Origin of the sequence: Legionella sp. km772 (genome assembly GCF_003989735.1) — a bacterium.
In the GTDB taxonomy this organism is placed as follows: domain Bacteria; phylum Pseudomonadota; class Gammaproteobacteria; order Legionellales; family Legionellaceae; genus Legionella.
This window is the reverse complement of sequence record NZ_RZGQ01000110.1, coordinates 1-9,477: the sequence shown is the minus strand read 5'-3', so window position 1 is coordinate 9,477 and position 9,477 is coordinate 1. Positions and strand designations below refer to the sequence as shown.

Here is a 9,477-nt window from a genome sequence, read left to right as displayed (position 1 = left end):
AAAAACTCATTTAAATCACTTTGCTATTAAGTACAAATTGATTCTTAGAGCGAACCAGATTGCTTGGCAGGAGCTTAAAAATATGGCAGCTTAAAATTGACCGTGCGTAACATGAGTAACTATTTACAAGACAAAATAAGCGGTGATATCCAGGTTTATAATGAGTTAATTGATAAACTTAATCAAGATAAAACCATACCTGAGGATATCTGGGCGCTATTAAAGTTAAAGGTTGAAAATTCATTGCTGGAGGAGTTTGGCAGCTTATATCCTAATCCTGCCGAGAACACCGATTTTATGGGGATAATTTCCACTTACGAATGGATAGATATTAGCCCTATATTAGACAAATACTCTAAGCGCTCTGTTTTAATAGGTAATAAAAAAACCTTCTTTTATGCTGAAAAAAATTCCACCGAAGCTGTAAACTCATCCATTAATGACTTGGATGATCCGAACGAGTCAGAAAGGAAAAGACAGCGCTTAGCTTAATTTTATAGCCCGTATCTATAAAGCATACGGGCATATACTTATATTAGGCATTCTTTTGCAATTCAATTATTTGCGGGATGCCAAGTTCAGCAAGCTCAAGCATGCTGTTTAATTGTGCACGGCTAAAATCTTTATCTTCTGCAGTACCTTGAATTTCAATGAAATGGCCTTGCTCATTCATCACCACATTCATATCCGTTTCAGCAAGTACATCCTCAGCATAATCTAGATCAAGTACTGCTTGCCCGCGATAAATGCCTACGGATACGGCTGCTACATAATTAAAAGTGGGCATTTTACGTAATTTTTCGCGTTGCACCATCCATTGGACGGCATCTCTCATTGCCACGCAAGCACCCGTTATAGAGGCAGTTCGCGTACCGCCATCTGCTTGAATAACATCGCAATCAATCGTTATGGTATTCTCACCAATTAGTTTCAAATCTACACAAGCACGTAAAGAGCGGCCGATAAGACGTTGAATTTCTAAGGTGCGACCACCTTGTTTGCCTCTACTTGCTTCTCGGTCGGTTCGGCTATGCGTAGCACGGGGTAACATTCCGTATTCGGCGGTAACCCACCCTTGGTTTTTACCTTTTAAAAAACGAGGAACACCTTCAACAACCGAGGCATTACACAATACTTTAGTTTGGCCAAATTCAACTAAAACGGAGCCTTCGGCATAATTAGTGTAATTTCTAGTAATGACGATAGTTCTAAGTTGATTGGGTTCACGATTACTGGGGCGCATAGATTAATCCTCGGTCAAATGGCTAAGTATAACCCTGAGCTTTACAAAAGTCAGCTTGAATATTTACCTTAAAGGGTCGTCCTGAAGTAAAGATTTTCTAAATTTATTTGTGGATTATTTATCTATTCTGGGAAATTGTTCCAATTTGCTGTATATTCGCGCAAAGTGAATTGATAGGTATGTTTATGATTCGGAGTATGACTGCTTTTGCCCGGGCGCAAAAACAACTGGACGTGGCTCAGCTTTGCTGGGAAATTAGATCAGTGAATCATCGTTATTTAGATGTGTCATTTCGTTTGCCAGAAACGTTTCGGTTTTTAGAGCCTCAATTGCGAAACACCCTGAAAGATACCATTTATCGTGGTAAATTAGAGTGTCAATTAAAATATCAAGACAATAATACCCAAAATGAGTCTATGCTTATAAATATGGGTATAGTAAATGCATTAGTAGATTTAGGTAATCAATTATCTTCATCGCATCATTTAGCCAATGACCTCAATGTAAGTAAAGTTTTATCATGGCCTGGGGTTGTTCAAGTCGCTCAATCTGATATGGAAGATCTAGGGCAACATGTTTTATCTTTATTTAATGATGCAGTTCGACAATTAAGCGAATTTAGAGTCGCAGAAGGCCAAGCCTTAAGACAACATATAGAAACTAGATTACAGGCTTTAAGTGTGGAAGTAGAGCGAGCCCAATCGATTATTCAGTCTATGGCTGTTCATTCTAAAGATAAATTATTAACTCGTCTGCATAGTATTCAACTCGAAGTACCTGAAGGGCGAATTGAGCAAGAAATAGCGCTTCTTTTGACTCGTTTAGATGTAAGCGAAGAATTAGATCGTTTGCAAACCCATGTCATGGAGGTAAATAAAGCCTTAAATACAGGGCACAGTGCAGGGCGGCGCTTAGATTTTTTAATGCAAGAGTTAAACAGAGAAGCGAATACTTTAAGTTCCAAATCAGATTCCGTTGAATTGACTCAGAGCGCGATTGAAATGAAAGTTTTAATCGAACAAATGCGTGAACAAATACAGAATATCGAGTAAGAAATGATGATGGATAATTATGCAGGAAATTTATACATTGTAGCGGCTCCTTCTGGCGGTGGAAAAACTAGCTTGGTTAGGCACTTAGTTACTACTTTAGACGATATTAAAATCTCCGTGTCTCATACTACTCGAGAAATTAGACCTGGAGAAACAGACGGTATTGATTATTATTTCATTAATGAAGAAAAATTTCTGGGAATGGTCAATGAAAATGCTTTTATTGAGCATGCTCGGGTGTTTAACAATTTATACGGGACCTCAGCTGCACAAATTAATGAAAATTTAAGCCAAGGCATCGATGTTGCTTTAGATATTGATTGGCAAGGGGCAGAACAAATTAAGCGTATTTTCCCTAATGCGGTAAGTATTTTTATTATTCCTCCTTCCATAGAGGAGCTAGAAAGACGTCTAATGAACCGTCGACAAGATAACAATGAGGTAATTAGCGATCGAATGATAAAGGCACAAGACGAGTTGAGCCATTATCCTGAGTTCGATTATTTAATAGTGAATGATAATTTTGAGCATGCTGCAGTGGAGTTAAGAGCGATAGTTATTGCTAATCGACTAAAAATGGAGCGGCAGATAAATAAACAAACAAAACTACTTTCATTCTTGTTGTCATAGCAGTAAAATGTAAGGTTTGAAGTTAAAAAGAATAACAGCAATAATTATATACTGTTTCATTTAAGCGGAGAGTGGGTTTATGGCACGAGTTACAGTGGAAGATTGTTTAGAACATGTTGCAAATCGATTTGAATTAGTAATGGTAGCAACGAAACGTGCACGACAAATTGCTGTGCGTGGCGATCAACCAATGGTTGAATGGGAAAATGATAAACCGACTGTAGTTGCTTTACGCGAAATTGCTGAGGGTTTTGTTAAGGCTGATATCTTAGATAAAGACTAAGGTAATAACTTGCCTGAGGGTATTCGTTCAGGAATGGTGTCAATTAAGCGATTTGTTGCGTTAGTTCTTTACACCATTATGTGAAGTTGAAGATTGGGCTTGGACCAATAATTGCAAGGCCCAAGCTCATCTAAGCGTGATTCCGCAAATTGACGCTATTGAGTGAACGCTTATCAACGAGAGGTGTTATAGCCATGTTGGACACACGGGAGTACTGCGTGAGCTACTTTAAAGAGCTTGATGATGAGCTAAAATGCTATCTTGAGCCTGCGCAAATAGAAAAATGTTTTCAAGCTTATTTAGTTGCTGAAAAAGCTCATCATGGGCAGATGCGCCGTTCCGGCGAGCCTTACATTACTCATCCCGTTGCTGCTGCCTTAATCCTTGCTCGCATGCGGTTGGATTATCAAACTATTATGGCCACTTTACTTCATGATGTGGTCGAAGATACCTCAATTAGTAAAGAAGACTTGCTAAAGCAATTTGGTGAAGAAATTACCGCTTTGGTAGATGGGGTCACCAAATTAACCAAAATAAAATTTGAGTCAAAAGCTGAAGCCCAAGCCGAAAATTTCCGCAAAATGGTTTTGGCTATGGTTAAAGACATTCGTGTCATTATCGTAAAATTAGCCGATCGCTTACATAACATGCGTACTTTAGGGGCTATGCCTTATGCTAAGCGCAGAAGGATTGCAATAGAGACCTTAGAAATTTATGCCCCTATTGCGAATCGTTTGGGGATGCACGCCATTTATGTTGGCTTAGAAGATTTAGGTTTCCAAGCCTTACACCCTATGCGTTATCGAGCTATTAAATCAGCCGTAGAGAAAGCGCGCGGTAATCGTCGCGAGTTGACCAAAACAATAGAAAAAGACTTACAACATGCTTTGGCGCAACTTAAAATTCCTTATGAGCAAGTATTTGGCCGGCAAAAGCATTTATACAGTATTTATCGGAAAATGCGCTTAAAAAAAGCTTCTTTCACTGAAATTACTGATGTGTTTGCGTTTCGCGTAATAACCGACGATATAGACTCATGCTATCGAATTTTAGGTGCTCTACATTGTACCTATAAGCCTGTTCCCCAGCGTTTTAAAGATTACATTGGTATTCCGAAAGCAAACGGTTATCAATCCTTACACACCACATTATTTGGTCCTTTTGGTGTTCCCCTAGAAGTACAAATTCGAACGCGTGAGATGGACAAGGTAGCGGATAATGGTGTAGCGGCGCATTGGATTTATAAATCATCAGGCCTGGAAGTTAATGAGGCACAACTACGCGCCCGCGAGTGGGTGCAAAGTTTATTAGAAATGCAACGAAGTACCGGGAATTCTTTGGAGTTTATTGAAAACGTTAAAATTGATCTTTTCCCTGATGAAATTTATGTATTCACTCCTAAGGGACATATAATGGAGTTGCCTAAAGGAGCTACCCCGGTCGATTTTGCCTATACAGTGCATTCTGGGGTAGGCAATAGTTGCGTGGCAGCGAAAGTAAATCGTCGTCTTGTACCCTTAAGTATTCCTTTAACTAATGGCCAAACGGTCGAAATTATTACTGCCCCAGGGGCGCATCCTAATCCTGCGTGGCTTAATTTTGTAGTAACTGGTAAGGCTCGTTCCAATATACGCCATTTCTTAAAAAGTCAGCAACATGCCGAGTCTATCGTTTTAGGAAAACGGCTTTTAGAGCAATCGCTCGCGGAATTAGCTAGCGATTATGCCAAAATACCGCCCGAATCCTTACATGCTTTACTTAATGATTTACATTACAAATCAACAGATGAACTCTTATATGCTATTGGTATCGGCAACCAAATGTCTATGGTCATTGCAAAACGCTTAGTCGTTGCTCAAGACACGAATGAACTCAATAAAACGAAAACCCAGCCGCTAGCGATTAAAGGCACAGAGGGTATGGTAATTCACTTTGGCGAGTGTTGTCAGCCTATTCCTGGCGATAATATTGTCGGTAAATTCCAACAAGGTCGGGGTATCATTGTTCATTCTAGTGATTGTCAAAGCCTGAATAATTCTCGTAGCTTACCAGAGCAATTTGTAGCGCTGCGCTGGGATGAACAAGTCCAAGGAGAATATTGGGTGGATATTACGGTAGATGTTGCCAATGAGCGCGGAGTTTTAGCCGCTTTAGCGACTGCTATTTCCGAAGCCGGCTCTAATATTGGTAATATAAATGTTGATCCGCGCGATGGTCGCCATAATGCAGTGACTTTCTCAATAAGTGTCACGGATAGAATTCATCTAGCACGCGTCATGCGACGTTTACGTGCTAATAAAGTAGTCATGCGTTTATATAGAAAAAAGCAAGGGGATAACTAATGCAAGCGATTAATACAAAACAAGCGCCAGAAGCAATCGGTACTTATAGCCAAGCGATGAAAAGTGGCAATACGGTCTATCTTTCTGGCCAGATCCCGCTTGATCCTGCCACTATGCAGATGTGTAGTGATGATATTAAAGAACAAATTGAACAAGTGATTAAAAACTTAGCAGCAGTGTGTGAAGCTGCTGGTGGTAGTTTAGCTCATATCGCAAAATTATCCGTATTCTTGACTGATTTGACTCATTTTCCTTTAATTAACGAAGCCATGGCCCGTCATTTTTCTCAACCCTATCCTGCTCGTGCCGCTATTGGGGTATCAGAATTACCTAAGGGTGCTTTGGTTGAAATGGATGGGATTATGATTTTACCTCATGCTTAATAATCATGAGTGAAGAAAAATTCGCCCGGACCGGGCGTATCATGTTTTTGCTGGTGTGGATTATTATCTTTATTGGATTTTTTTTATTTTTTTATTATCAAAGCGATTCTAAAAGCAAGGTCATCCTAGCGAATCAAAAAGAATTCGTGCTTACCGCAAATTCTAGCGGCCACTATTTAATATCGGGGCGGATAAACAATTATCCGGTAGAGTTTCTTGTAGATACGGGCGCTTCTTTTGTTGCTATTCCCCAGAATATAGCGGACACCTTGCATATTAGCGGTCGATACCCTATGACTTTGTCTACTGCAAATGGAATGATTACCGGTTCTTTAACGCGAATTGAGCAACTTAGCTTTGGCGCATTTACCCTTTATGATGTGAAAGCAGTGATTATACCGAATGATGATGATACGGTATTATTGGGTATGAATGTATTAGAACATTTTAATATCACACAAAAAAAGAAACAGTTAATATTAGAGCAGCAGGGTGATTAGAGTTCTTTGTTGAGCTCTATGTACAGGCTTAGGTTTATACTCTTGCTTGTGGTGCGGTTATTAGTTTAATTTTTTAAGTATTGAGAACATTATGAGTATTCTTTCTTTCAATGGAGTAAGTTTAATTGTATCAGGGAACTATTTGTTAGATCAGGCTGACTTACAAATTCAACCTAATGATCGTATTGCCTTGGTAGGAAGAAATGGTGCTGGTAAATCAAGCTTATTAAAATTATTGCAAGGTGATTTAATCAATGACAGTGGACAAATCCATAAACTTTCCGGGCTTCGGATTGCTGGCTTAAATCAAGAGGTCCCCGTTACTGGAGATGCATCGGTTTACCACCTTCTGGTTAAAGATTTAGGCGAGGTAGGCACGGTATTAACCCAATTTCATCACTATTCTCAACAGGGTGATATGGACAAATTAGCACAATGCCAACAACGTATGGATACTTTACACGCCTGGGATCTTTTGCCCAAAATTGAAACAATGGCTAGCCGTTTGGGAATTGAGCTTAATGAACAAATGCATAATTTATCGGGTGGTATGAAGCGACGAGTTTTATTGGGTGCAGCCTTACTTGCTTCGCCTGATCTTCTGCTCCTTGATGAACCAACTAACCACTTAGATATTGAAGCTATAGAATGGTTAGAATCCTATTTAAAAAATTTTACGGGCAGCGTTATGGTGGTTACGCACGATAGGGAGTTTTTAAGTCAAGTAGCGAACCGCATTGTGGAAATTGATCGGGGAAAACTTTACTTCCATCAATGTGATTATGAAACCTATTTAGATAGACGAGAAACTATTCGTCTTAGTGAACAAAAACAAAATGATCTCTTTGACAAAAAACTCGCTGAAGAAGAGGTTTGGATTCGCACAGGGATTAAGGCAAGGCGCACCCGTAATGAAGGTCGGGTTCGTGCCTTAAAAGCGTTAAGAGAAGAATATAAAGCACGGCGTAATCAATTAGGAAAAGTAAAAGCAGTCAATTTGGAAGTAAGCCGCTCCGGTTCTACTGTTATTGAAGCAGAGAAAATTAGCTATTCTATTGAAAATAAAATCATTATCAATGATTTATCTCTCTTACTGACTCGCGGTGATAAATTAGGGATTATCGGTCCTAACGGTTGTGGGAAAACTACTTTAGTACGATTATTGTTAAACGAGTTGGTTCCTGATTTGGGCACTGTAAAGCAAGGTACTTCATTGGATGTTGCATACTTCGATCAGCTTCGTAGACAGTTAGTTGAAGATAAAACGGTGATGTTTAACGTAGGTGATGGCGCAGATTACGTTACGATTAATGGCAAGCAAAAACATGTCGCCAGTTATTTACGTGATTTCCTCTTCTCTGCAGACCGTTTTAATCAGCCAGTCTCCTCTCTATCTGGCGGAGAACGCAATCGATTATTACTGGCAAAATTATTTGCAAAACCTGTGAACTTATTAGTAATGGATGAGCCTACTAATGATCTGGATATTGAAACTTTAGAATTATTAGAACAGATGTTAATGGACTATCCGGGCACTTTAATATTGATTAGCCATGACAGAGCCTTCATCAATCAAGTGGTTACCAGCGTTTTAGTTTATGAAGGAAAAGGGACATTTAATGAATTCGTTGGCGGCTATGATGATTATAAAGAATTCAAAAAACAACAAAATGAAAAACGAGAAGTAAAAGCCTCTCCCTCTTCAGTGAAACGTAATGCAAATGCTACAAAATTAAGTTTCAATGAGCAACGTGAACTAGCCCAATTACCCCAGAAAATTGAGGTTTTAGAGAAAAAGATACATGAACTACAATTAAAAATGGCAGAGCCTAAATTTTATCAACAAGAAGCAAAAATAATTAGTGACATAAATCAAAAGCTTGCTGCTGATGAAAGGAGTTTGGCAGAGTTTTATGCTCGCTGGGAAGCTTTAGAGGAGCGACAATGACAGGAACGCTGACCTTATTTTTAGTGCTTTGTGCCACTGCCATTCTTTGTTTATTTTCTCAGGAGTTTAATCGGCTTTTGAAAAAAATTTTTGCGGTTAAAGGGGCAAAATTAGTGCTTCCCTTAGCCCTGGGGTCGGCTTTCGTTTTTATGTATGACAATTTAGTTATCGATTTGCTGTATTATTTTCGCGACAAGCTTAATGCGATGCTGTCCTTTCTTAATTACGTTTTTCCTCAATCAAAATATACTCCCGATATTATCCTCGTGATTTTATTAACAGCAGTGTCTCTAATTCCTGTAGGTATCCTTCATTATTTTGCTTATAAAAACACTCATAAACCTTACCCACACCCTTATTTAGTAAGCACTTTAATTTGGATTATCGCTGCAGTTTTATTAATTTCTTTACCTAGGCTATATAATCAGTGAACAAAAATTAGAGTAAAAGCAAGTGTTAACCTGCTTTTACCTATTTTTCATTCTAAAATTTATTTTGAGACAGGGGCTTAAAATACTCGTGGATGCGATAGCTCAGGTTCACTATCAAGGCTTGGGGATTCACTGGAGACGGCATAACTAGAAATTATTTTATTGATTCCGGCAAGTTGAGCATTTGAACCAAAAAAAGCGATATTGTTTAGGCATTCACTAAGCTTGGCTCTTTCCTCAATCTTTAATTTAACCAATTGTTTTATAATATCTTTTTTTCTTATGACCGCATCTGCATAGGCTTCAAAATTTTTTGCGCCATCTCTTAGAGCTGCATTGGCATTATCAAGATTTTCTAATAATACTTCTGAAGTCCTATTAGTTATTTTTGCGGTCATATCCTCTCCAAATTGTAATAAATATGTTTTTTTATTGTATCAAGTGAATTAACGGGGATCAAACAATGTTTATATTTGCCAATTAATTTCCTGATAGCTAAACAGATATACGTTAGATAATTAATAGGCAGAGTGTTCGTAATGCTTACAGGGTCACCTCATGAAAAATTTTGAGATAAGATAGTGGTTAAAATAGAATCATCCCATCCAGCATTTTTTCTGAGCCGCTTAATAGATTGCCTTTTCATCTGATTTTTAGTTAATTGA

The 9,477-nt window shown here is 38.6% G+C and carries 11 protein-coding genes; 9 read left to right on the top strand and 2 right to left on the bottom strand.

Features of this window, described 5'->3' with window-relative positions:
• Positions 1 to 111 precede the first annotated feature (111 nt).
• Positions 112 to 492: a hypothetical protein gene (locus ELY15_RS10925; protein ID WP_127099924.1), complete on the top strand. Its 381-nt coding sequence runs from the start codon at positions 112 to 114 to the stop codon at positions 490 to 492.
• Between the two features lie 43 nt (positions 493 to 535).
• Here ELY15_RS10925 and rph read toward each other — a convergent pair whose 3' ends face one another.
• The gene (rph, locus tag ELY15_RS10920; RefSeq protein WP_127099922.1) at positions 536 to 1,243 is read right to left on the bottom strand and encodes a ribonuclease PH; all 708 of its coding nucleotides are present in this window, start codon (positions 1,241 to 1,243) and stop codon (positions 536 to 538) included.
• Positions 1,244 to 1,428: 185 nt separating this feature from the next.
• Between rph and ELY15_RS10915 the strand changes: the two genes are divergently transcribed.
• The 8 genes from ELY15_RS10915 to ELY15_RS10880 all read left to right on the top strand — a co-directional run bounded on the left by ELY15_RS10915 (position 1,429) and on the right by ELY15_RS10880 (position 8,812).
• Positions 1,429 to 2,295, top strand: coding sequence for a YicC/YloC family endoribonuclease (locus ELY15_RS10915; protein ID WP_127099920.1), 867 nt, complete (start codon positions 1,429 to 1,431; stop codon positions 2,293 to 2,295).
• 9 nt (positions 2,296 to 2,304) lie between these two features.
• On the top strand, positions 2,305 to 2,925 hold the full coding sequence (gene gmk, locus ELY15_RS10910; RefSeq protein ID WP_305033770.1) for a guanylate kinase: 621 nt from the start codon (positions 2,305 to 2,307) through the stop codon (positions 2,923 to 2,925).
• A 79-nt stretch (positions 2,926 to 3,004) separates the two neighbouring features.
• Positions 3,005 to 3,208, top strand: a complete 204-nt coding sequence (gene rpoZ, locus ELY15_RS10905) for a DNA-directed RNA polymerase subunit omega (protein WP_127099916.1) — start codon at positions 3,005 to 3,007, stop codon at positions 3,206 to 3,208.
• A 194-nt stretch (positions 3,209 to 3,402) separates the two neighbouring features.
• Positions 3,403 to 5,550 (top strand): bifunctional GTP diphosphokinase/guanosine-3',5'-bis pyrophosphate 3'-pyrophosphohydrolase, encoded by a 2,148-nt coding sequence (gene spoT / locus ELY15_RS10900; RefSeq protein ID WP_127099914.1) that lies wholly within the window; start codon positions 3,403 to 3,405, stop codon positions 5,548 to 5,550.
• A complete protein-coding gene (locus ELY15_RS10895; RefSeq protein ID WP_127099912.1) occupies positions 5,550 to 5,933 on the top strand; it encodes a RidA family protein in 384 nt (127 codons plus the stop codon). The genes spoT and ELY15_RS10895 overlap by 1 nt, the downstream gene beginning before the upstream one ends.
• A 5-nt stretch (positions 5,934 to 5,938) precedes the next feature.
• The gene (locus tag ELY15_RS10890) at positions 5,939 to 6,433 is read left to right on the top strand and encodes a TIGR02281 family clan AA aspartic protease (protein ID WP_127099910.1); all 495 of its coding nucleotides are present in this window, start codon (positions 5,939 to 5,941) and stop codon (positions 6,431 to 6,433) included.
• 91 nt (positions 6,434 to 6,524) lie between these two features.
• Positions 6,525 to 8,381: an ATP-binding cassette domain-containing protein gene (locus ELY15_RS10885; protein WP_127099908.1), complete on the top strand. Its 1,857-nt coding sequence runs from the start codon at positions 6,525 to 6,527 to the stop codon at positions 8,379 to 8,381.
• The gene (locus ELY15_RS10880; RefSeq protein ID WP_127099906.1) at positions 8,378 to 8,812 is read left to right on the top strand and encodes a hypothetical protein; all 435 of its coding nucleotides are present in this window, start codon (positions 8,378 to 8,380) and stop codon (positions 8,810 to 8,812) included. Before ELY15_RS10885 ends, ELY15_RS10880 begins: the two co-directional genes overlap by 4 nt.
• Before the next feature lie 77 nt (positions 8,813 to 8,889).
• Here the strand turns inward: ELY15_RS10880 and ELY15_RS10875 are convergent, their stop codons facing one another.
• Positions 8,890 to 9,210: a hypothetical protein gene (locus ELY15_RS10875; protein WP_127099904.1), complete on the bottom strand. Its 321-nt coding sequence runs from the start codon at positions 9,208 to 9,210 to the stop codon at positions 8,890 to 8,892.
• Between the last annotated feature and the right edge of the window lie 267 nt (positions 9,211 to 9,477).

What these genes read in the sequence shown, in the direction of transcription:
- ELY15_RS10925 (WP_127099924.1), top strand. Translation starts at nt 112, where the DNA reads ATGAGTAACTATTTACAAGACAAAATAAGCGGTGATATCCAGGTTTAT.
- rph (WP_127099922.1), bottom strand. Translation starts at nt 1,243, where the DNA reads ATGCGCCCCAGTAATCGTGAACCCAATCAACTTAGAACTATCGTCATT.
- ELY15_RS10915 (WP_127099920.1), top strand. Translation starts at nt 1,429, where the DNA reads ATGATTCGGAGTATGACTGCTTTTGCCCGGGCGCAAAAACAACTGGAC.
- gmk (WP_305033770.1), top strand. Translation starts at nt 2,305, where the DNA reads ATGGATAATTATGCAGGAAATTTATACATTGTAGCGGCTCCTTCTGGC.
- rpoZ (WP_127099916.1), top strand. Translation starts at nt 3,005, where the DNA reads ATGGCACGAGTTACAGTGGAAGATTGTTTAGAACATGTTGCAAATCGA.
- spoT (WP_127099914.1), top strand. Translation starts at nt 3,403, where the DNA reads ATGTTGGACACACGGGAGTACTGCGTGAGCTACTTTAAAGAGCTTGAT.
- ELY15_RS10895 (WP_127099912.1), top strand. Translation starts at nt 5,550, where the DNA reads ATGCAAGCGATTAATACAAAACAAGCGCCAGAAGCAATCGGTACTTAT.
- ELY15_RS10890 (WP_127099910.1), top strand. Translation starts at nt 5,939, where the DNA reads ATGAGTGAAGAAAAATTCGCCCGGACCGGGCGTATCATGTTTTTGCTG.
- ELY15_RS10885 (WP_127099908.1), top strand. Translation starts at nt 6,525, where the DNA reads ATGAGTATTCTTTCTTTCAATGGAGTAAGTTTAATTGTATCAGGGAAC.
- ELY15_RS10880 (WP_127099906.1), top strand. Translation starts at nt 8,378, where the DNA reads ATGACAGGAACGCTGACCTTATTTTTAGTGCTTTGTGCCACTGCCATT.
- ELY15_RS10875 (WP_127099904.1), bottom strand. Translation starts at nt 9,210, where the DNA reads ATGACCGCAAAAATAACTAATAGGACTTCAGAAGTATTATTAGAAAAT.